Here is a 23,485-nt window from a genome sequence, read left to right on the forward strand (position 1 = left end):
GTTTGAATGTCCGGTATGAGGTTTACGTATGTTGTTTTTAAGGGAGCTCAATATGAAAAACCGTTTTTCCGGCTCTGCTTTCTTTGATAGCCAAATGCCCTTCGTGGCGGCGGATAATTTCTTTGCACAGGCTCAGTCCGATGCCTGTACCTTCTGATTTAGTCGTAAAAAAGGGGATGAATACTTTGTCCATAATTTCGGGAGGAATACCGGGACCATTGTCGGTGATGTCTATGACTATATGTTCGTCTTGTTCTGCTTGCAGGGAAAGCTCTCCATGCGGATGCCCCTCCAATGCCTGCATGGCGTTTTTCAACAGATTGAGAAACACTTGTGACAGTTGCTTTTCGTCTCCTTCGGTCATCATCGGTTCGGGGGAGCACCGGAGTGTAAAGGAGATATTGTTTTCTTGAAAATTGGTTTGAAGCAGTTCCTCCAGATTGTGTAATAAGTCGGATAGGGAAAAGAGACGCTTTTCGGGCTGCGGAAGATAGGACAGATGCCGGAAAGATTCGGTAAATTCCATCAGCCGTTCGCTTTGCGCCTGAATAATGTGAAGCCCGCGGATTCCTTTCTCGCTGATTTCCGGATAGGAAGCCAGTGTCTGAGACAGTGAGATAATGGGAGCGATCGTGTTCATGATCTCATGAGTCAGGACATGACTGAGTTTGCTCCATGATTCACTTTCGTTTTCGTTGAGCCGGTCGTCAATGTCTTGTATGGAAAGCAAGGTGATTGTTTCGTCTTGTAGTTTCATCTGACTTTGGGAGAGGCTGAGTCTTTTTCTGTTCTTCTCATTCTGCAGGATATTTTCCAGTTGGGAATATAGAGTCAGTGATTCGATGTTTAGTAAGGTCAACGCTGTGTTGTTGACGAAGATTATTTTCTTGGAGTTGTTCCAGGCTATGATTCCGTTGGGTACTTTCTCCAGCAGAGACCGGTAGAAATGTTCCTGTTTCTGGTAGTCCATTTTTGTTTGCGCCAATAGGGCGTTGATCCGGTTCAGTGAACGGTTCAGCTGTTGTTGCTCTTCGCTTATTCCTTGCTCGGGGTAGCTGAATGTATTATCTCTGTCCTCGATGGCATCAAAGAAAAGCCGGAGTTTCCGGTTGATGTTATTGAGATAAGTGACTATTCCGCCGATTTGAAACAAGGAGCAGATGATTAGTAACGTACCGATGATGATGCCACGTTGGGAGATGATGAGCCACAGCCCTGTTCCCGAAGTTGCAAGGATGAGCAGGATACGAAGCAATATGGTCCAATAGATATGTCGACTGAATATCATCTTGTTCAGGGTTTGAATCGTTTCAGTTTATTATAGAGAGTTTGTCGGCTGATGCCTAATTGTTCGGCGGCGGCTGTCAGATTTCCATTGTTTTGGAGGATTGCTGTTTCGATGGCTTGCCGTTCTACTTCCTCCAGATTGGGGACGACGCTTGCCGTCTGAGGTTTCCAGCTTTGCTTTACCAGAATATCTTTGGGGCGTATCACGTTGCCTTCGCATAAGATCACCGCTTTTTCGATGGCGTGTTGCAGTTCGCGGATATTGCCCGGCCAGTGATAGGAGCGTAGTTTCTCAATCGTTTGCTCGTGCATCCGTATGTCCGGCCGTTGATATTTGGAAGTAAAACGACGGAGGAAAGTATCTATGAATAATAGGATATCGTCTCCCCGTTCCCTTAAAGGAGGGATTTCCAGATGAATGGTGTTGATACGGTAGAACAAATCTTCCCGAAACAGTCCTTGCTTTACCATTTCCGGAATATCTTTATTGGTAGCAGAGATCAGCCGGATATCAACGGGAATCACTTTGTTACTTCCGATTCGGGTGACATTCCGGTTCTGTAGTACAGTCAATAGTTTGGCTTGCAGTGCAATGGAAAGGTTTCCGATTTCGTCCATAAAGAGGGAACTGCCGTTGGCCGCTTCGAATTTTCCCGGACGACTTTCGTATGCGTCGGTAAACGCTCCGCGTTCGTGTCCGAACAGTTCACTTTCGAAGAGTGATTCACTGATAGCGCCCATATCAATGCCAAGCATTTGACGGGAATTTCGGGGAGATAAACGATGTATCTCTTTGGCTAACATCTCTTTTCCTGTTCCGTTCTCTCCTGTGATCAGGATGTTGGCGTCGGTTTTGGCTACTTTCGTGACCACTTTAATCAACTGGAGCATTGCGGGAGAGTGGCCGATCAACATTTCCGGTTTGCTCGGTTTCTCGGTATCCCCCTGTTTGCCGGTTGCCTTTGAAGCGCTTTTGGCTTTGCTGTTGTTACTTTTATAAGCCTCCTTTATCTTCCGAATCAGAATCTGATTATCCCAAGGTTTGAGTAAAAAATCAGTAGCCCCGTTTTTTAGTGCTTTTACCGCCAATTCAACGTCTCCGTAAGCAGTCAGCATAACCACCGGTAAAGATGGGCGGATTTCGTGGATTTGTTTTAACCAGTACAGTCCTTCATTGCCATTGTTTATGCCGGCAGAGAAATTCATGTCAAGGATAACGACGTCGATAGAGGTGGTAGTCAGTAACGTGGTGATTTGATTGGGATTGGCGGCGGTGCGAACTGTACCGAACTCATTTTCGAGCAGTAACTCCAGTGAAGCTAACACGCTTTTATTATCATCTACTATTAAAATAGTTCCGTTTTCCATATCTAAGATTGGGGGTATCTATCAGGTTGAACCATGCTTTAAGTTTGGGGGTAAAGATATTCGTTTTTGCTTTCCTCTGCAAGCGAGTGTCCAATAATTAGACGTTTTCGGGCATATTTACTGCAAGGCTTACTTAAATGCCCGAAAATTGCTCCCGAAGAATATGAAATAATGGATAACGTCCAAAAGTTGGACGTTGCGGTGTGTAATAATTGGACGGATGCAATGCAAACGTATTGGTCATTTGACTAATAATCAATTACTTAAAAATTGTGGCATCCTATTTGCCTTCTAATCATCGTAACACACAATCGCATATATTATAAAGAATGAAAAACCTTTTCTTTTTGTCCTTATTCTTATTACCGCATTTTGTGCAGGCCCAGTCCGGCATGACTTTGGATGAGTGCATTCGTCTGGCATGGAAGCAGAATCCTTCTGTGCGGAACAGTGTGATAGATATAAAGGAGGCACGGGCAGATTATATGGCTGCTGTCGGTGCTTTTCTTCCCCGTGCAGCGGTTAATGCAGAAACAGGAAAACGCTTTGGGCGTTCTATCGATCCGGATACGAACGGATATACCAACGAAACTTTTGAAGAAGGGACTGTGGGGCTTGATATGACTCTTTCTCTTTTTGAGGGCTTTTCACGCATTCATCAGGTACGCTTCCGGAAGATGAATAAGGAGCGTAGCGAATGGGCATTGAAAATAAGCAGAATGAACTGGCATATCAAGTGACGGATGCTTATTATAAACTGATTCTGGAGAGAAAACTGCTGAATCTTGCTTTAGAACAAAGCCGGTTGAGTGAGCGGTATCTGAAACAAACCGAAGCCTTTGTTGAGTTGGGATTGAAATCCGCTTCCGATTTGCAGGAAGTCAAGGCCCGCAGAGAAGGGGATATCTATCGTTATAAATCTCGTGAGAATACTTGCCGGTTGGCCTTATTGCATCTGGAACAGCTAATGAATTTCCAACCCGGTGATACACTCGTTATTCAGGATACTATTGTGGAAGCGAATCAGTTGCCCTTGCTTTCTGTTCCGTCTACGGAAACACTTTATACCCAATCACTGGAAATACTTCCCGTCATGCGTATGATTGATTTGAAACGAAAGGCTGCCCGTAAAGAGTATGCGATGGCTGGCGGAACTTTTTCTCCTTCTGTCTATGCCCGCTTTACGGTTGGTTCCAATTTTTACAATACAGTTTTTTCTGCCAGACAGTTGCGGGACAATATAGGAAAATATGTCGGCATCGGTATTTCGTTTCCTTTGCTGAGCGGATTGGAACGTCTGACTCATCAACGGAAGCAGAAACTAAACCTGTATCGCTTGAAGAATGAAGAAGAACTGGAAAAGCAGCAGCTATATACCGATATAGAGCAAACACTTCTTTCCCTACATGCCGGATTTAGTGAACATCAACAGGCATTGCAACAGCTTGAAGCAGAAGCTCTCGTACTGAAAGAGTCTGAACGTAAATGGGAGGAAGGGCTCATTTCCGTCTTTCAGCTGATGGAAGCCCGTAACCGTTTTATCTCCGCCAAGGCAGAACTGGTTCGTGTACGCCTGCAAGTGGAAATGATGAGGAAACTGGAGAAATACTATCGGGAGGGGACTTTCCTGTAAAACGGAGTCTGTGCCATCGGATCAATCATTTAATAACAACCCTATTTTGAATATACCTTTATGGATACACCTGTTGAACGCAAACCCGGCATAAATCGCAAACACCTTTATACGATCGGTGGTGTGGCGCTGGGAATCGCTGTCATTTTATATTTTATTTTTAGAGATACGGCTTCCTCCATGACAGTTGAGAAAGATCGTCTCACGATTGCTACCGTCAAGCAAGCGGAGTTCAATGATTATATCCGTGTGATCGGGCAAGTGATGCCCAGCCGGATTATCTATATGGATGCCATAGAAGGCGGTCGTGTGGAAGAACGTCTGAAAGAAGAAGGAGCTATGGTGAAAGCGGGCGATGTGATTCTGCGTCTCAGCAACCCGTTGCTGAATATCGGAATCATGCAGAGTGAGGCAGACCTTGCCTATCAGGAAAATGAATTGCGCAATACCCGCATCAGTATGGAGCAGGAGCGTCTGCAACTGAAACAGGAACGCATAGGCTTGAATAAAGAACTGACATTGAAAAAACGCCGTTATGAACAATACAGACGTTTGGTGGAGGAGCAACTGATTGCCCGCGAGGACTTCCGTCAGGCAGAGGAGGAGTATGAAGCTGCCAAAGAACAACTGGCGGTCATTGACGAACGTATCCGTCAGGACAATATTTTCCGTGAAAGCCAGATCAGCAGTCTGGACGAGAACATACGTAACATGAAACGCAGTCTTACGTTGGTCCGTGAGCGCTTGGAAAACCTGAAGATTAAAGCTCCGATTGACGGACAGGTAGGAAACTTGAACGCGCAGGTCGGGCAGTCCATTTCCGCAGGAGAACATATCGGCCAGATTATTACTCCGGACCTCAAAGTACAGGCACAGATAGACGAGCATTATGTGGAGCGTGTACTTCCCGGACTTCCTGCCGACTTTACCCGTGACGGAGGAACCTATAAACTGGAAGTAACCAAACCTTATCCGGAAGTGAAAGAAGGGCAGTTCCGTACTGACCTGGCTTTCATTTCGGAGCGGCCGGAGAATATACGTGCCGGACAAACTTATCATATCAACCTTCAGTTAGGAGACCCGGCACAAGCGATCCTTGTTCCCCGTGGCGGATTCTTTCAAATTACCGGAGGGCGGTGGATGTATATTGTCGATGAAAGTGGTAAATTTGCCACGCGGCGTCCTGTGAAGATCGGGCGCCAGAATCCACAGTATTATGAGGTGACGGAAGGTTTGTCTTCGGGTGAGAAAGTAATCATATCCGGTTATGAGTTGTTCGGAGACAATGAGAAACTAATACTAAAATAAATAAAAAGAATCACCATGATTAAAACAGAAAAACTGTCTATGCTTTTCACTACGGAAGAGGTGCAGACGAAAGCATTGAACGAAGTCACCTTACACGTAGAACAAGGAGAATTTGTCGCTATAATGGGACCTTCCGGATGCGGCAAGTCAACGTTGCTGAATATTCTGGGCACGTTGGATTCTCCCACTTCCGGCTCTTATTTCTTTGAAGGGAAACAGGTGGATAAAATGAACGAGAACCAGCTGACTGCCCTTCGGAAGAATAATCTGGGCTTTATCTTCCAGAGTTTCAACCTGATTGACGAACTGACGGTATACGAAAATGTGGAACTCCCGCTTGTCTATATGGGGATTAAGACTGCCCAACGCAAAGAGAAAGTGAACAAAGTGCTGGAGAAAGTAAATCTGCTACATCGTGCCAACCATTATCCTCAACAGTTGTCGGGCGGACAACAGCAACGTGTGGCCATCGCCCGTGCGGTAGTGACGGACTGTAAGTTGTTGCTGGCTGACGAACCGACCGGAAATCTGGATTCGGTGAATGGCGTGGAAGTGATGGAGCTGTTGAGCGAACTGAACCGCCAGGGGACTACGATTATCATTGTCACCCACTCTCAAAGGGATGCGACGTATGCGCATCGGATTATCCGGTTGTTGGACGGACAGATTGTATCCGAAAACATCAACCGTCCGTTAGAAAAAAGTACGTCCTCTAAAAACGAAGCTGTATGATAGGAAATTATTGGAATAGTGCCTATCGGAATCTGATGAAGCGGAAGAAGTTCAGCTTCATTAATGTGTTTGGACTGGCGATCGGCATGGCATCGGCGTTACTGATTCTGACGTATGTAACTTTTGAGTTCAGTTTTGACAAGATGCACACGAAATATCCCCATATTTACCGTGTGCAAAGTACATTCCGCGAAGGGGAGGTGCTGACCGATAACTGGGCAAGCAGCTCCTTCGGATACGGTTCGGCAATGAAAGAGAATCTTGCGGGAATTGAAGATTATACCCGAATCGGCTCTCTGCTCCAACCTGAACAGATTGTGAAGTATGGTGAGTTGACACTGCGGGAAAACCAGATAGCTTATGCCGATCCGGGCTTTTTCCGTCTTTTCGATTTCGAGCTTCTGAAAGGTGATAAAAAGACCAGCCTTTCGATGCCGGGACAAGTTGTAATCACCGAGCGCATTGCTCGCAAATATTTCAAAGAGGAAGACCCTATCGGAAAGATTCTTATCTTTACCGGTCCCTATTATAAGATATCGTGTGAAGTGACCGGAGTCATGGAGGAAATGCCTTCCAATTCCCACATACATTATAACTTCCTGATTTCGTATACATCTTTGCCCAAGTTTATACATGAATACTGGTATAAGCACGAAGCATATACGTATGTTCTGCTCGATTCGCCGGAGAGGGAAGCGGAAATAGAAAGAGAGTTTCCCGTCATGGCGGAAAAGTACAAGACGGAGGAAGCGTTGAAAAACAAAACATGGGGAGTCGATTTGGTTCCTCTGGCAGATATACATCTCACTCCGCAATTGGGTTATGAAATGGAGACAAAAGGAAATCGTTCTGCTATGATTGCACTTGTCTTTGCAGCCATTGCCATTCTGGCTATTGCCTGGATAAACTATATCAATCTGACAGTAGCCCGTTCGATGGAGCGTGCCAGGGAAGTCGGAGTGCGTCGGGTAGTGGGTGCTTTCCGCAAGCAGTTGATTCATCAGTTCCTGTTCGAAGCGCTGGTTATGAATCTGATTGCTTTTATATTGGCGGTAGGGCTGATAGAGCTGATTCTTCCGTACTTTAATCAACTGGTGGGACGTACGGTCACTTTCTCCGTTTGGCTGATGGATTATTGGTGGGTGCTGCTGGTTCTTGTTTTTATCGCAGGGATATTCCTTTCCGGATATTATCCGGCATTGGCTTTGCTGAACCGTAAACCGATTACCCTGTTGAAAGGAAAGTTTTTGCATAGCAAGTCCGGAGAACGGACTCGTCAGGTGTTGGTTATCATTCAATATACGGCCTCTATGATACTGCTTTGTGGAACATTGATCGTGTTTGCACAGCTGAATTTTATGCGCAGCCAATCATTAGGGGTGAAAACCGACCAGACATTAGTCATTAAATTTCCCGGACGTACAGACGGTCTGAATGTGAAACTGGAAGCGATGAAGAAAGCGATAATGCGGTTGCCACTGGTGCATAGTGTCGCAGCTTCCGGTGCTGTGCCGGGCGAGGAGGTGGCTACTTTCCTTTCCAATCGCCGTACCAATGACGCTTTGAAGCAGAACCGGCTTTATGAGATGCTGGCCTGCGATCCGGATTATATAGAGGCATATGGTTTGCAAGTGATAGCCGGACGGGGCGTTTTCAGAAGAGTACGGAGACGATGTAGATAAACTGGTGATTAATGAGACGGCCGTACGCAATCTGGGCTTTGCTTCCAATGATGAGGCGATAGGAGAGTTGGTAACAGTAGAATGTACCGATGCTCCGATGCAGATTATCGGAGTGGTCAAAGATTATCATCAGCAGGCGTTGAGTAAGAATTATACTCCTATTATGCTGATTCATAAAGATAAGATAGACTGGTTGCCACAACGCTATATTTCTATCGTAATGACTTCCGGCAATCCCCGCGAACTGGTATCGCAGGTACAGGAAATATGGAATCGGTACTTTGCTGATTCCAGTTTCGATTATTTTTTCCTCGATCAGTTCTTCGACCATCAGTATCGTCAGGATGAAGTATTCGGGGTGATGATAGGTTCTTTCACCGGATTAGCGATATTCATATCCTGTCTGGGACTTTGGGTATTGGTGATGTTTTCCTGTTCCACCCGTACGAAAGAGATGGGTATACGTAAAGTCTTGGGAGCTTCCCGCTGGAATCTTTTCTATCAGTTGGTCAAAGGATTTTTCCTGCTGATTCTGATAGCGGTTGTGATTGCTCTTCCGGTAGCCTGGTTCAGTATGAACGCCTGGTTGAGTCATTATGCTTTCCGGACGGATTTAGAAGCCTGGTTCTTTATTGTGCCCGTATTGTTGATGTTGTTCATTTCCTTCGTGACGGTGGCCTTTCAGACAATGAAAATAATAATGAGCAAACCTGCTCGTTCGTTAAGATATGAATAGTTTTTAGATCACTCCTTCGGGTATTCGTTAATATCCGGAGGAATTATGTTAAATGTTAACGAGTCTGCTACTTCTATTAAACCATGTTATAAGATGCTCCGCTTTGCTCCGGAAATTTGGAGATATGCAGAAAGTCCGTATCTTTGTAGTGTGTTTTTCATAGTATTAGATTTAAGGTTAACAAAAGATTGGCTGTCTGGGATAGATAGCCTTTTTTTATGCCCTTTTTTTCGTATATTTGAGGGACATAAAACCAGAATGAATATTATGAGAACAATCTTGTTAATTCTGTTACTTTCTGTTGCGGCAATATCGTCATTTGCCCAGACAAATACTTATCGGGAATGTACAAGTCAGAATTTTAAAATAATCTCATATACACGGGAGCTTTCTCCCCAAGGATGCCAGCAATCTCCGATATATGTGAAGCCCAAGCGTTCATAATACGAAGTATGACTGGTGCTTAAATATAATTTCGAGAATCCGAATTTCAGTGTATCCTTCTTGGCTTGTTCTATTAAAAGATTGGCGTAATGATTTCCCCTATACTTTTCTTCAATGAATAAGGCAACTAACCAAGGATATAAATCCGCGCGAGAGTTAAAATCGTTGCTGGTAAGTCCCGCACATCCTATTATTTCATCACCATTCATTAAAAGGTACCATTGAGGAATGGGATTTTCGGCATTCAGAGAATGTCTGAAACAATTGTCATACACCATTTTCGTGTTTTCGTTACCCCACTTGCTTTGGAAATAGGCGATAGCTCTTTCCAGATACTGAGGTGAGTCTCTGAGTGAAACTAGATTCATACGTTTATTGTATTGTTTATATTTAATATTGCCAAAGTTATAAAAGTATTTTTGAAAACCAATAGGTTGCCTGTTTTATCTGACTAATTCTGTATATTTGCAAGTATGTCCTGCTTATTAAATAACATCATAATATATATATGGAGAATAAAGAATTGCGTGAAAGAATGCTTTCGGGAAAAATGTATAATGACTTGTCTGTAGAACTGGTTCAAAGAAGAGAACAGGCTGTTTTCCTGACCAATGATTATAATTCCACTTATGGAAAGCCTAAAGAAGTTCGGGAGGCATTGTTACGTAAACTATTGAGGTGTATTGGCAGTAGTGTTCATTTTGAACCGAATTTCCGGTGTGAGTTTGGATTCAATATCAGTATTGGCAATAATTTCTTCGCCAATTTTGATTGCATCATGTTGGACGGAAATCTCATTACGATAGGCGACAATGTATTATTAGGGCCCCGTGTCGGTTTATATACGGCCAATCATGCGCTCGATCCGCAGGAACGTCTTATGGGCGGGTGCTATGCCCATCCGATTGTCATTGAAGATAATGTATGGGTAGGTGCCGGCGTTCATATAATGGGTGGTGTCACTGTCGGGAGAAATTCAGTAATCGGTGCGGGCAGTGTGGTGACAAAGAGCATTCCGGAGAATGTAATTGCCGCAGGTGTTCCCTGTAAAGTTATTCGGGAAATAACCGATGAAGACAAGACCGGTTTTCTGCCTTAGTGTTTTACGGATGAACTAGCTCGCTACTTACTGAAATTTAAGGATCGTTTCACAATCCTTTGTCCCGCAATATGCGAAAGATTATTCGTCTGACAGTTGTTGAACTTTCGTCTGACAGTTGTTAGACGAAAAAGAAACAGCTGTCAGACGAAAGTTCAACAACTGTCAGATGAATACTTTTATGTAATTTCAATGCTAGAGTTTAGCAAAGTCGTCCATAAGTTTCCTTGATTTTGTCCTAACTATATTCCTTTTGTTTATTGCTGATTACCATAATTTGCAATCTATCCATTCCAGTTTATCGAATAGCCATAATTCAAAAAAGAACAAGATAAATGGGAGGATAATGATGAAGGTCATAGTCACTCCACTACTTTTCGAGTGTCGGTAATGATTGATAATAGCTTTTTTTCTGTCTTTACGGTAACGGAAAAATATGAAAATGTAAGGCAATAAAAGAATCAGTACTTGATAAAATATGACCGCATTGTCTCCAAAGTGATGGGTTACACTCGTGAATCCAAATGCCGGAAAAGCTACGATCATTATCCAATACTCCAGTAAAATGAATGCACCGGAGCATCTGAAGGCTTTCTTGCTCCATTGTTCACCCTTAAAATACAGATAATCGAAGAAATAATATCTGTATTTGGGAGGATGTAATCTTTGTTTTACGCGTTCGAAATAATTATCTGTTTTATTCGTACCTTTTTTCATTTAATTGATTAATAGGAATTACATATTACAACTTACTCGACGTATTTAGTAAGTCTCTCTGTTTAAAAAAGAATTGAGCCATTTTTGAGAGAATTCTTCTTGCTCACGAGTATTCGGAAATTCTTGAATCTCTGCATAATCAAATATCGTTGCGATATCTTTTTTTAATGCAGGTTTTCCAAGAGTCAGGATATATACCTTATTGGAGACACTCATCATTCCCGATTGATGAGCATTTATTATTATGGGGTGTATACCTTATTTATATCATACTTTTCCATACATTTGTTTGTTTTGGATCACTGATAATGGCTAAGCGGGGAACGCTATAAGCGTTATCCTGCTTCGTTAGTAATTTTTTTCTGTTGTGAATTATTAAGACGTTGAACTAACATCTTCTTGAACTCTGTACAATTACATTCATTTATAAGTTCTCTATATTCAAGAGATTTTATTTCTGAATACACAGACTCTATTAAATGTAGTAATGTCCATTCTATCCCATATAAAGCAGTCGGCGGAAAGAGCTTGATTAAAATATGTGCTTCATCCAAAGTGACAGGTTTAACTATCTTGCCTAATAAGTCTGCATATTCATCAACTAATGCAGCCGTTATTCGTTCATCTGCTTCATCGGGCATTGCACCCATTAAAGCTAATTGTTCAACTTCTTTTCTCATAACAATGTTGTTACTAATGAATAAATAATCACACTCGACGAGTAGAGGTTATTTCAGTAACCGATACTATAAGGCGAGGTTACTGAATTCTATTTTCTAATTCGATATATGCTACTGACAAAGTTATGAAACTATTAATGAAAAACAATCTAGCGTCCATTTTATTTTATTTACATGACAGACATTGTGATAATATGTATATATTAGCCATTCACTGAAAAAATGACCTTTTCTTAAAAAGAGGATATTTACACAGGCACTAAAGACCGTAATTACATATCACTTATCAAGGAGAATAGAATATCTCCGTCATTTGTAAATACGAAATTCTATCTTTATGTAATTGGAAGTGTTCTTAGAGTAAAATGGTAACCATTTCCTATTAATACTTATCATTTAGATGGATTAATTAAGGAAGGTACTCCGTTCTGTCATTTTCTATTTTATCGGTATTTATGATGAACTAGAGCAAAAACGAGCAAAAACAGCCTTTTTATAACTTCCTCACTGATGAAAAACAAGTTCATTAGTAAGGGACGGAGCGTTGGTTTTAAAGGAACACCCGTTCCTTTAAAACCAAAGAGTACTGAATGACTAAAAAAAGATGCATATTTCACGCAGTATTATGCAGGATGAACCCGTATTCCTGCATATTATTGCACTAATTTATGCAGGATATGCTGTCGTTCATGACTTTTTGAGCAAATTCCTATTGATATAATATTAAATTTGGAACATTTAGACTGAAAGGACATTTATCTTACCAATTCCACATCTTGTCTACAAATGAGGCGTGTTCGTCTCATTTGAAAAACCGGCAATGCAGTATCCCTTATCTTCGTGTCGAAATAAAAAACAGAATAAGTCATGAAGATGAATAAAACTATGTTGTTAGGGGAAGTAGCAAACCGTTCGGGGATTCCGGCAGATGAATGCGGAGTAGTACTTAAAACTTTTGAAAGAGTCCTTTGCGAAGAACTCACACGGAAACTGTATCGTTATGGAGGATGGATATTGCTGTTGATCGGTTTGTTTGTATCAGCCTTTGCTTTCGGGCAAACATCGGAGCGGAAAGGGCGTCCGGTCCAGACCATTCGTGGGATGGTTGTTGACGGAGATTCCAAATATCCTATACCGTATGCGACAGTAAGATTGTCAGATAAAGAGGGGATGGGGGCGACAACCGACAGCCTGGGACGTTTCACCATTCCGCAGGTTCCCGTCGGGAGACATACGGTAGAGGCAGCGTTCATGGGATATGAACCCGGCATTTTCAGAGAAATACTGGTGACTTCCGCCAAAGAAGTCTATTTGGAAATACCTTTGAAAGAAAGCGTCAACGAACTAAGTGAAGTAGTGGTCCGTGCGCGGACGAACAAAGAAGAAGCGATGAATAAGATGGCAACTACCGGAGCACGTATGCTGAGCGTGGAGGAAGCGAGCCGTTATGCAGGCGGATTCGACGACCCTGCACGTCTGGTTTCCGCTTTTGCCGGAGTGGCGCCCAGCGTCTCTTCGAATGGCATTTCGATTCATGGCAATGCACCCCATCTGTTGCAATGGAGGCTGGAGGATGTAGAAATCCCGAACCCGAATCACTTTGCGGATATTGCCACATTGGGTGGAGGAATCCTTTCTTCCCTTAGCTCACAGGTACTCGGAAATTCCGATTTCTTCACCGGAGCTTTTCCGGCTGAATATGGAAATGCAGTGTCCGGCGTGTTCGACATGAAGCTGCGCAACGGTAACAATCAAAAGAACGAAAACACGATCCAAGTGGGAATCATGGGAATTGACGTTGCTTCCGAAGGTCCTTTGAGCAAGAAGCATAAAGCCTCGTATATCTTCAATTATCGTTACTCTACCACAGGACTACTGAATCTTGACGGCGGAACGATGGACTATCAGGACCTGAACTTCAAACTAAACTTTCCCACAAAGATGGCCGGGACTTTCTCGGTATGGGGAACCAGCCTGATTGACAAATTTAAGAGTGACATGGAGAGGAATCCTGAGAAATGGGAATATCTGGGCGACCGCAGCGAATCACGTGACAAGCAGTATATGGCCGCTGGAGGTATCAGTCACCGTTACTTTTTCAATAGTGACGCATCACTGAAAACAACCGTTGCCGCTACCTACTCGCAGTTGGACGGAGGCGCTTCCATGTTCAATCATGCGTTGGAATCGACTCCTTATATGGACCTTGAATCAAGGCATACCAACCTGATACTGACCAGCACCTTCAACCGTAAATTCAGCAACCGCTTTACCAATAAGACAGGATTCACTTATACTGCCATGTTTTATGACATGAACCTTGCCATAGCTCCATACGAAGCTCAGCCGCTGGAAACGGTATCGAAGGGAGATGGTAATACGAGTCTGATTTCTGCTTACAATAGTTCTTCTGTCGGACTGAGCGACCGTTGGACTCTCAACGCCGGTATCTACGGACAATACCTGACGCTGAATAATAAATGGTCTGTCGAACCCCGTGCCGGACTGAAATGGCAGGCTACCCCGAAAGCGACCTTTGCTTTAGCTTACGGCATATACAGCCGGATGGAGAAAATGGACGTCTACTTTGTGAAAACGAAGAGTACGGGAAATCAGTCCGTCAACAAGAACCTCGACTTCACCAAGGCGCAGCACATCATGCTGTCTTTCGGCTACAAGATTTCGGACCGCATGAATCTGAAAATAGAACCTTATGTACAGTTCCTGCACGATGTACCGGTAATGGCGGATAGTTCCTATTCCGTACTCAACCGCTCCGACTTTTATGTAGAAGATGCGCTTGTCAACAAAGGAAGAGGCCGGAATATCGGGATTGACATAACCCTCGAACGCTTCCTGGAAAAAGGACTTTATTACATGATCTCCGGTTCGTTGTTCGACTCCCGTTACCGTGGCGGAGACGGTGTATGGTACAACACGAAGTTCAACCGCAACTATGTCATCAACGGACTGATCGGCAAAGAATGGATGCTGGGACGCAACAAACAGAATATTCTTAGCATCAACCTGAAACTGACCTTGCAGGGCGGCGACCGCTATTCTCCGATTGACATGGAAGCAACCATGAAGCATCCGGACAAGGAAGTGCAGTATGACGAAAGGAAGGCATTCTCCAAACAGTATTCGCCCATGTTTATCGGCAATTATACCGTCAGCTACCGCATCAACAAGAAAAAAGTATCTCATGAATTTGCTGTGAAGGGCCTGAACTTTATGGGCACGAAAGAGCACTACGGACATGAGTATAACGTGAAAACCGGAAAGATAGACGCAACCGACGGCTCTACCGTTCTGACTAATGTGAGTTATAAGCTTGAATTTTAGATATCCGGTATAGAGACCTTAACGGAAAATGTTTTATCTTCGTACCCAATGAAGCATATGGCAACTGAAACAACTGCAGCAGGCAACGAATCGGCCTTTTTATATAGATTGCTCGTAAGTCCGGCATTCCGATGGATGCGGTATCTGATACTTGTCATGGTGTTGGGTACTATCTCCTTCAATCAGGTATTCATCATTTTTATGGACTATCGGGATATACTGGGCGTATGGATTTATGTGTTCACGTTTATATATATGCTCACATACGTTGGCGTTATTTGTCTGAACCTTTTCTGGTTATTCCCGAAATATTTGTTGAAAAGGCATTATATGACCTATCTGTCGGTGCTGTCTGTGGCAATGGTCATTGCACTGCTGATACAGATGGTCATAGAATACCTTGCTTACTCCCATTGGCCGCAGCTTCATGCGCGGGGATCGTATTTCTCGGTTCCCATGCTGATGGACTACATTTCTTCTTTTATGCTGTCAACGCTTTGCATGATAGGAGGAACGATGACTTTGCTTCTGAAAGAATGGATGATTGAGAATCAGCGTGTTTCACAGATGGAAAAGGCGCACGTACTGTCCGAAGTGGAACAGCTCAAAGAGCAGGTCAGCCCCGAACTTCTTTTCAAAACGTTGCATCATTCGGGTGAACTGACATTGACCGAGCCGGAAAAGGCTTCGAAGATGTTGATGAAGCTGAGCCAGTTGCTGCGCTATCAGTTATATGATTGCAGCCGGCAAAAAGTATTGCTCAGCAGTGAAATCGTCTTCCTTACCAACTATCTGACATTGGAGCAAAGCTCCCTTCCGCAATTCCGCTATCAGTTTACTTCGGAAGGGGAGGTAAACAGGGTGCTGGTTCCTCCTCTGCTCTTCATTCCTTTTGTGCAGCATATCATGGAGTTGACGCACGAACAGCAGATATCGATTCCTGTCTCTTTGGACATCCATCTGAAAGCGGAGAAGGGTACGATTGTATTCACTTGTATGTGTCCGCAACTTAATCTCTCCGTAAACAGGGGACTGGAACGGATCAGACAAAGGCTGGACTTATTGTATGGCGACCGCTACGGACTATCTTTTACCATGGAATGTATAAGACTGGAACTGAATGGAGGGGAATAATGAGAATAAGTACAAACGATAAAAATACGCTCGACAGGAATCCCGGTGACGGAACCATGAACAGCAGCAGTGTCACCGCTTTTCTGCTGAGTCCTCATTGCAGGATATACAGACATATCCTCTTGCAGGTGGCTGTTCTGCTGATTACAATCAATGTTTTTTGGTACGAGCCTTTGCAGGTGGTCTCTCTCTTGAAACGCTTTGGAGGCTGTCTGGTCTATTTCTTGTCTATGAATGCGGTGATATATACCAATCTGTATGTCCTGGTTCCTTCTTTTCTGCTAAAGAACCGTTTGGGTGGTTATGTTCTGGCTGCGATAGTTACCAACTTAGTGGTCATTTTCTTCCTTTCAGTTACGCAGGGAATGCTTTTTGAAGTTATTTTGCCTGTCAGGAATCCCGATGGATTTGCCACTTTCATCAACACCTTTTCGGGGATACTCACTATGGGCTTTGTCACCGCAGGTTCGGCAGCTATTTCATTGTTCACTCATTGGCTGCGTTATAATCTGCGCATTGATCAGCTGGAATCTACCACTTTGCAATCGGAACTGAAGTTCCTTAAGAGTCAGATTAACCCGCACTTTCTGTTCAATATGCTGAATAACGCCAATGTACTGATAAAGCGGAATCCGGAAGAGGCTTCCAAAGTTCTTTTCAAACTGGAAGATTTGCTGCGGTATCAGATTAATGACAGTTCGCGCGAAAGGGTTGCTTTAGCCTCGGATATCCGTTTTCTGAACGACTATCTGAATCTGGAAAAGATACGCCGGGATCATTTTCAGTTTACAATGGAGCAGGAAGGGGACATTGACTCCATCTGGATTCAGCCGTTATTGTTTATCCCGTTTGTGGAGAATGCGGTAAAGCATAGTTTTGATAGCGAGCATCCTTCGTATGTACATCTTTCTTTTAAGATAGAAGAGAATCGGTTGGAGTTCCGTTGTGAAAATACGATGCCGGCGGTTGCTGTCAGCAACAAGGTAGGAGGAATCGGACTTGCGAATATTCAGCGTAGATTAGGATTGTTATATCCCGACCGTTATGAATTGGAGCAGATAGAGAATGAAAATCGGTATATGGTAACTTTATGTATAACGTTATGAATTGTATTATTGTAGACGATGAACCATTGGCACGGGAGGCTATGAAATTGCTGATAGAGGAGGCGGAATGTCTTCAGCTGGTGGGAAGTTTTAACAGTGCCGCCACGGCTTCCGACTTTATGGAGCAGCACGTAGTAGACCTTGTCTTTCTGGATATTCAAATGCCCGGCATTACGGGAATTGAGTTTGCCCGTACCATTTCCAAACGGACATTGGTAATCTTTACCACTGCCTATACGGAGTATGCACTGGATAGCTACGAAGTGGACGCAATTGATTATCTGATAAAGCCGGTGGAGGCGGAGCGCTTTCAGAAGGCGGTTGAGAAGGCGCAGTCTTATCATTCTTTATTATTACAGGAAGAAAAGGAAGCCATTGAGACGATTGTGGCTGCCGAGTATTTCTTTGTAAAGGCGGAACGCAGATACTTCAAGGTCAACTTCTCTGATATCCTTTTTGTAGAAGGCTTGAAAGATTATGTAATTCTACAGTTGGGCGAACAACGCATCATCACCCGTATGAGTCTGAAAGCGGTCTTTGACTTGTTGCCGAAGGACTCTTTTTTACGGGTCAATAAATCGTATATAGTCAATACAGCCCATATCGATTCGTTCGACAATAATGATATATTTATCAAGTCGTATGAGATTGCTATCGGGAATAGTTATCGGGATGACTTCTTTGAAGGATTCGTGATGAAACAACAAAGATGGTGACAGGTCTTGCGATGTTTTTTATGTCATATATATCCGTTAGTCTTTAATCTGATGCAATATTGGTAGATAAAGGAAAGTTTATAAAAGAATCTGCCCTCTGTCAGTCATTAGAATGCTGATAGAGGGTAGTTGCATATCAAGAAAAAATCGAAATTAGTTTATTTAGCTTCGTTATTCTGTTTCAAAAGAAATTCGTCGATTGCTTTCTTCAACTGGTCTTTGGGCAAAGCCCCTTGCGTGATTCTCGGTTCTTCTTTCATCGGAATCAGTAACAGGGTGGGGATACTGCGGATACCGAAGGCGGCAGCCAGTTCCTTTTCTTGGTCCACATCAATCTGATAGATGTCTACCTTACCACTGTATTCTTTGCTCAGTTCTTCCAAAACAGGATGCAGCGCTTTACACGGTCCGCACCATGTTGCATAGAAATCGACGATTGCCGGACGTTTGCCTTCAAATTTCCAATCATTCGGATTGGCTTCAAAATCATATACCTTCTTTAAAAACTCTGCTTTATTTAATGATACTACTTCCATTTTATTGTCCTCCTTTGTTGGTTCATTACTCTTTTTATTTTCTCCGCCATTTCCCGCACAGGCTGTGGTGGCCAGTACGATAGCGAAGGCGCTCATAATGCTTTTAATCAGTTTCATAAATCTTTTCGGTTTATTTGTTTTCTATGTTGCAAAGGTAAGGCGAAATAGCTTCCCGTGAAATAGCGATTTGACTGAAACACTTGGCAAAATTTCCCATCACTGCTCCTTTAACGCTAAAAAATGTCTTTTTATCTTTGGAAGTAATAAAAATATGCGCTACTTTTGTCGCGATAAAATGAGTATTCACCCTTTAAAATGATGGAAAGGGTATTAATTATGTTGGAGCTATAATATTTTCAAATTAGGACTAAGTTGTCTCGTCGGGAAGGCGGGGCTTTGCGACATTTTGTTTTTTACGTTTACCGCAACTCTGCTGCTGGCGGTAATAGTTGATTAGTCCTGCAATCACATTTTTATTTTTCAAATTATTCACTTCAATGCTGTGGATGGATGTTTTGTATCCGTATCCGAAGCATTGGCATACCGTGTATAACCTTACTTTCCGCTGTTGAGGCGGACGGGGTGTGGTATGCGAACAGAAAAAAAGTATGGGAATACGATTAAAAGATTTAAGTAAACTGGGATATCGGGATAATGTAGCCCGTAGTCTGGTAGTAGACATTGTAGGCAAATATAGCAAACATGACACGAAGGAACAGATTGCAATGACTTTGAGCAATATACTCGAACATCCCGAATCTTATAAAAACAATGAAATATGGAGTAAGCTGGCGGAACGCCTGTCGCCTACTATACTTGCGAAAGAGTTCGTAGCTTACGACTTACGGGAAGATCCGTTGATGTATAAAACCTATGGAGGTAAGTTTATCGAGACTCTTGCCAAACAACAGATGAATTTGGCTATGCGCCTGCCTGTAACGGTCGGCGGAGCGTTGATGCCCGATGCGCACGCCGGTTATGGATTGCCTATCGGTGGGGTACTGGCTACTGATAATGCCGTGATACCGTATGCTGTCGGGGTTGATATCGGTTGCCGGATGAGTCTGACGGTATTTGATGCGAAAGCAGACTTCCTGAAACGATATTCTTATCAGATAAAGGAGGCTTTGAAAGACTTTACACATTTCGGAATGGATGGCGGCCTGGGCTTTGAACAGGAGCATGAAGTGCTGGATCGGGAAGAATTTCGGTCGACTCCTTTATTAAAGGATTTGCAAGGAAAGGCCGTGCGGCAACTCGGAAGCTCCGGAGGTGGGAATCACTTTGTGGAGTTCGGTGAAATTGCTTTGCAGGCGAATAATGTGCTGAATCTTCCAGAAGGGAGTTATGTTGCTTTGTTGTCACATTCCGGTTCACGTGGCTTGGGTGCTGCTATTGCCAAACATTACAGTCTGTTGGCCCGTGAAGTCTGCAAACTTCCTCGGGAGGCGCAGCATTTTGCATGGCTGAGTCTGGACTCCGAAGAAGGGCAGGAGTACTGGATGAGTATGAATCTGGCAGGAGACTATGCCCGTGCCTGTCACGAGCGTATTCACTTGAATCTGTCTAAAGCATTGGGACTGAAACCTGTTGCGAATGTCAACAACCATCACAACTTTGCGTGGAAAGAGGAGATAGCTCCGGGACGTATGGCGATTGTGCATCGCAAAGGGGCAACTCCTGCACAAAAGGGACAGGCGGGGCTGATTCCCGGAAGTATGGCTACGGCAGATTATCTGGTTTGTGGCAAAGGGGTGGAAGAATCCTTGTGCTCTGCTTCTCACGGAGCCGGAAGAGCGATGTCCCGTCAGAAAGCAAAGGAGAGTTTCACTCAGTCGGCTTTGAAAAAGATGCTGTCGCAGGCAGACGTGACATTGATAGGCGGAAGTATCGAGGAAATGCCTCTGGCATATAAAGACATCGACCGCGTGATGTACACGCAGGAGACTTTGGTGGAAGTGCAGGGTAGATTTATGCCTCGCATCGTACGAATGAATAAAGAATAAGGCGATGAAGGAGAAAGTCTATTTACAGATAACTTCCGGCAGGGGACCTGCAGAATGTTGCCGGGTGGTGGCATTGGTACTCGAAAGAATAGTAAGACAGGCGCAGGCAAGCGGACTGAAAGTGGAAATGATAGAACGTGAAGTGGGACCGGTCAACCGGACACTGCTTTCGGCTACCATTGCTCTTCAAGGCACAGCGAGCGGAGAACTGGCGGATGAATGGGAGGGAACGGTGCAATGGATTGCCCAAAGCCCGTATCGCATTTATCACAAGCGGAAAAACTGGTTTGTCGGTGTGCATTCGTTTGTGTTGTCGGAGAGTCAGGAGGCTACGGAAAGAGATTTCCGCTATGAAACCTTACGGGCTTCCGGTCCGGGCGGGCAGCATGTCAACAAGACAGAGTCCGCGGTCCGTGCCGTTCACATCCCGTCCGGGATGAGTGTGGTAGCTTCCGACCAACGTTCGCAATGGCAGAACAAGAAGCTGGCAACGGAACGCCTGTTGGTGAAACTTTCGTCATGGACGATGGAACAAGCGATGATTCAGGCACAGGAAAACTGGAGTAATCATAATCATCTTCAACGGGGGAATCCCGTGAAGGTGATTCGGGAACCGTTGATTTAAGTATCAGGGATGAAAAACATGGGGATGTGTCTGCAGTGAAGACACACCCTCATCGTTTTATCACCATTCGCCGATGGTTCCTTCTACTTTGTCTAATGCGTGAGGCACTAATTCATAAGCCAATACATACTGGTCGGGGATTCCCGGACAGGTAATCCCGAATCTGCTACTGGACTGATATCCGAACCGGCTGTAATAATTGGGGTCACCCGTAAGGAAAACAGCTTGATAACCCATCTCGGCAGCCAGTCTCAACCCTTCTTTCATAAGAGCAGAGCCAACTCCCAGATCTCTATACTCTAATAGTACGGATAATGGAGCTACCAATAATGCTGTATATCGTTCGCCATTGCTTTGTAAAACCGGAGTTTGGGTCATCATTATATGACCGATCAGCTTTCCGTCCGTTTCGGCAACCATCGAAAGCTCCGGAATGAAATTCTTCCCTTCCCGCAGTTTTACTGCGAAATCCTGTTCGTCTCCGTCCTTCACTTTTGCTGTTTCAAAAGCGGTTTTGATAAGTTGGTATACCTCGTCAAGGTCTTCCTTTGTTTCTTGTCTGATTTTAAAATTCTTCATGGAATAAAAGTGTTTCGGCAAAGATATACTTTTCGGATGATTAACTGAAAATATAAACGATAATTCCGGTAATCACCACATAAGCCAATGCGTACGGGATGGCAGCTTTCAGTATTTCCCCTTCCTTTCCCTGCTGGTTTCCGGCAGAAGTCGCAATGGCGATACTTTGCGGAGAAATAATCTTACCGCCTGTCGCACCTACCGTATTTGCTGCTGACAGCCAATCCGGACTGACATGAATCTGTCCTGCCACACTTGCCTGTAACTTTCCGAAAAGGATGTTGGAGGAGGTATCACTTCCTGTAATAAATGTCCCCAGGCAGCCGATGACCGGAGCAAACAGCGGATACAAGCTTCCGGTAGCAGTAGCCAGTGCCGTAGCGATGACAGCAATCATTCCCGAAGTATCCATAATGGTAGATAACCCCACGAGACAGATCACGGTAATAAAGGTTTTCTTTAATTGCTTCACCGTATTCCAAAGAACGATAAACAGCTCTTTGACTTTGGCACCTTGTATCAACCCACCGATAAAAGTGCCGAGGAAGAGTAGTACACCTGCATGAGTCAGCCACGAGATCGTATAGTTCACAGTAGATGCATTGACGGGCAGACTGATTCTTGTAATCCAGTTATTCTCCAATGTACTTCTCAAACTCGGGAAAAGCGGACTGGTGAGGATGATCAGGAACAAAATCAGTAAATAGATGCTCCACGCATTCAGTATATCTTTGGTTTTCAGCGTACTTTTCCGAGCCTTTTCTTCTTTCGATGCGGTCAGTTTTCCATAGAGAACGATGACAATGATAGAAAGAATACTTCCGATAATGGCAGGCGATTCTGCCCCCATATATCTGGCAGCCAGATATTGTCCGACCAAAGAAACACCTCCGACCAGCAGGGCCAGAAATATATTCTTCGGGAGCGCTTTCAGTTTAGGATTGGTGAGGAAAAGCAAAACCAGCGGAATCAGAAACATGAGTACCGATAATTGCAATACAACGTTCGTGCTGAGTTGTAGCACATCCAGATTCGTTTCCTTTGCCAATACCAATACCGGAGTTCCGATAGCACCGAAAGCCGTAGCGACACTGTTGGCTATCAGACTGACAGTCGCCGAAAATATCGGCTTGAATCCCAGACTGATAAGAATCGCCGCCGGAATAGCAACCGCCGTTCCGAATCCTGCCATCGCTTCCAGTAATCCTCCGAATCCCCAAGTCAGCAGCAATACCTGAATACTTTTATCCGTAGAGATGGAAGCGAACTGTTGTTTGATAATCTCCATCTTTTCCGTTTTCAGTAATACGTTATAACTGAAAATAGCCATCAGAATGATGATTAAAATAGGAGAGACCGCTTTCAGCGCTCCATATAAAAAGGAATAAAACAGATTGTCTACAGAAAAGGCAAAACCGAAAAGAGCGATCAGCATGGTTACAATCAACGAGATAATACTGCTCTTGTCGCCGGACATCTTGAAAAACGCCATCAATACAATTAATAGCAATACCGGAATAATAGCAAGGATTAGTGTCATAATTCTAAATTTTAAATAGTCAACTTTTGGTGAATACTTAATATAACAAAACAAAAGGTAGTTTTGATGGATATGTGACTCTAATTTTATCCAACTTCTTTTTGTGAATGTGTCAAAAATATATTTAGGCACGGATTTCACAGATTAACACGGTTTTAAGAGTTAGGTAACCCCAAACCGTGAAATCCGTGTAATCCGTGCCTGAAAAATCG

17 protein-coding genes and 2 pseudogenes are annotated in these 23,485 nt (G+C 43.8%); 11 read left to right on the top strand and 8 right to left on the bottom strand.

Translation table 11 applies throughout. The annotated features are described in order from the left end of the window. Positions 1–37: 37 nt before the first annotated feature. Both HMPREF9007_RS08955 and HMPREF9007_RS08950 read right to left on the bottom strand, forming a co-directional pair. Positions 38–1,288, bottom strand: a complete 1,251-nt coding sequence (locus HMPREF9007_RS08955; protein WP_008762305.1) for an ATP-binding protein — start codon at positions 1,286–1,288, stop codon at positions 38–40. Positions 1,289–1,293: 5 nt separating this feature from the next. Then, a complete protein-coding gene (locus HMPREF9007_RS08950) occupies positions 1,294–2,655 on the bottom strand; it encodes a sigma-54 dependent transcriptional regulator (protein ID WP_008762306.1) in 1,362 nt (453 codons plus the stop codon). 329 nt (positions 2,656–2,984) lie between these two features. On the opposite strand from HMPREF9007_RS08950, the pseudogene HMPREF9007_RS08945 reads away from it, so the two are divergent. The 4 genes and pseudogenes from HMPREF9007_RS08945 to HMPREF9007_RS0125240 all read left to right on the top strand — a co-directional run bounded on the left by HMPREF9007_RS08945 (position 2,985) and on the right by HMPREF9007_RS0125240 (position 8,746). Next, positions 2,985–4,288: pseudogene (locus HMPREF9007_RS08945) on the top strand (TolC family protein). Between the two features lie 60 nt (positions 4,289–4,348). Beyond that, on the top strand, positions 4,349–5,596 hold the full coding sequence (locus tag HMPREF9007_RS08940; protein WP_008762307.1) for an efflux RND transporter periplasmic adaptor subunit: 1,248 nt from the start codon (positions 4,349–4,351) through the stop codon (positions 5,594–5,596). A 15-nt stretch (positions 5,597–5,611) separates the two neighbouring features. Further along, a complete protein-coding gene (locus HMPREF9007_RS08935) occupies positions 5,612–6,328 on the top strand; it encodes an ABC transporter ATP-binding protein (protein WP_008762308.1) in 717 nt (238 codons plus the stop codon). Beyond that, a pseudogene (locus HMPREF9007_RS0125240) lies at positions 6,325–8,746 on the top strand (ABC transporter permease). Before HMPREF9007_RS08935 ends, HMPREF9007_RS0125240 begins: the two are co-directional and overlap by 4 nt. 353 nt (positions 8,747–9,099) lie before the next feature. On the opposite strand, the gene HMPREF9007_RS08930 reads toward HMPREF9007_RS0125240, so the two are convergent. After that, complete coding sequence (locus HMPREF9007_RS08930) at positions 9,100–9,558, bottom strand: GNAT family N-acetyltransferase (RefSeq protein WP_008762311.1); 459 nt, start codon at positions 9,556–9,558, stop codon at positions 9,100–9,102. A gap of 140 nt (positions 9,559–9,698) precedes the next feature. Between HMPREF9007_RS08930 and HMPREF9007_RS08925 the strand changes: the two genes are divergently transcribed. Beyond that, a complete protein-coding gene (locus HMPREF9007_RS08925; protein ID WP_008762312.1) occupies positions 9,699–10,289 on the top strand; it encodes a sugar O-acetyltransferase in 591 nt (196 codons plus the stop codon). 267 nt (positions 10,290–10,556) lie between these two features. On the opposite strand, the gene HMPREF9007_RS08920 is transcribed toward HMPREF9007_RS08925, so the two are convergent. Next, positions 10,557–11,006 carry a hypothetical protein gene (locus HMPREF9007_RS08920; RefSeq protein WP_008762313.1) on the bottom strand — a complete coding sequence of 150 codons (450 nt, stop codon included), beginning with the start codon at positions 11,004–11,006 and terminating at the stop codon, positions 10,557–10,559. Positions 11,007–11,341: 335 nt separating this feature from the next. Further along, positions 11,342–11,686, bottom strand: coding sequence for a hypothetical protein (locus HMPREF9007_RS08910; RefSeq protein WP_008762315.1), 345 nt, complete (start codon positions 11,684–11,686; stop codon positions 11,342–11,344). 867 nt (positions 11,687–12,553) lie between these two features. Here HMPREF9007_RS08910 and HMPREF9007_RS08905 point away from each other — a divergent pair. Genes HMPREF9007_RS08905 through HMPREF9007_RS08890 form a run of 4 tightly spaced genes read left to right on the top strand, consistent with a single transcriptional unit; the run spans position 12,554 to position 17,987 of the window. Then, positions 12,554–15,031: a TonB-dependent receptor gene (locus HMPREF9007_RS08905; protein WP_032850534.1), complete on the top strand. Its 2,478-nt coding sequence runs from the start codon at positions 12,554–12,556 to the stop codon at positions 15,029–15,031. 57 nt (positions 15,032–15,088) lie between these two features. Further along, positions 15,089–16,165 carry a sensor histidine kinase gene (locus HMPREF9007_RS08900; protein WP_008762317.1) on the top strand — a complete coding sequence of 359 codons (1,077 nt, stop codon included), beginning with the start codon at positions 15,089–15,091 and terminating at the stop codon, positions 16,163–16,165. Further along, positions 16,165–17,271, top strand: coding sequence for a histidine kinase (locus HMPREF9007_RS08895; protein WP_008762318.1), 1,107 nt, complete (start codon positions 16,165–16,167; stop codon positions 17,269–17,271). Before HMPREF9007_RS08900 ends, HMPREF9007_RS08895 begins: the two co-directional genes overlap by 1 nt. Beyond that, positions 17,268–17,987, top strand: a complete 720-nt coding sequence (locus HMPREF9007_RS08890; RefSeq protein ID WP_008762319.1) for a LytTR family DNA-binding domain-containing protein — start codon at positions 17,268–17,270, stop codon at positions 17,985–17,987. Before HMPREF9007_RS08895 ends, HMPREF9007_RS08890 begins: the two co-directional genes overlap by 4 nt. A 158-nt stretch (positions 17,988–18,145) precedes the next feature. Here HMPREF9007_RS08890 and trxA read toward each other — a convergent pair whose 3' ends face one another. Continuing rightward, positions 18,146–18,640 (bottom strand): thioredoxin, encoded by a 495-nt coding sequence (gene trxA, locus HMPREF9007_RS08885; RefSeq protein ID WP_008762320.1) that lies wholly within the window; start codon positions 18,638–18,640, stop codon positions 18,146–18,148. 491 nt (positions 18,641–19,131) lie between these two features. On the opposite strand from trxA, the gene HMPREF9007_RS08880 reads away from it, so the two are divergent. Both HMPREF9007_RS08880 and prfH read left to right on the top strand, forming a co-directional pair. After that, a complete protein-coding gene (locus tag HMPREF9007_RS08880; protein ID WP_008762321.1) occupies positions 19,132–20,529 on the top strand; it encodes an RtcB family protein in 1,398 nt (465 codons plus the stop codon). 4 nt (positions 20,530–20,533) lie between these two features. Next, positions 20,534–21,154 (top strand): peptide chain release factor H, encoded by a 621-nt coding sequence (prfH, locus tag HMPREF9007_RS08875; RefSeq protein ID WP_008762322.1) that lies wholly within the window; start codon positions 20,534–20,536, stop codon positions 21,152–21,154. Positions 21,155–21,214: 60 nt separating this feature from the next. Here the strand turns inward: prfH and HMPREF9007_RS08870 are convergent, their stop codons facing one another. Next, the gene (locus HMPREF9007_RS08870) at positions 21,215–21,733 is read right to left on the bottom strand and encodes an N-acetyltransferase (protein WP_008762323.1); all 519 of its coding nucleotides are present in this window, start codon (positions 21,731–21,733) and stop codon (positions 21,215–21,217) included. Positions 21,734–21,773: 40 nt separating this feature from the next. Further along, positions 21,774–23,273 carry an L-lactate permease gene (locus HMPREF9007_RS08865; protein WP_008762324.1) on the bottom strand — a complete coding sequence of 500 codons (1,500 nt, stop codon included), beginning with the start codon at positions 23,271–23,273 and terminating at the stop codon, positions 21,774–21,776. Positions 23,274–23,485 lie beyond the last annotated feature (212 nt).

It is taken from the genome of Bacteroides sp. 1_1_14, from assembly GCF_000162515.1.
In the GTDB taxonomy this organism is placed as follows: domain Bacteria; phylum Bacteroidota; class Bacteroidia; order Bacteroidales; family Bacteroidaceae; genus Bacteroides; species Bacteroides thetaiotaomicron.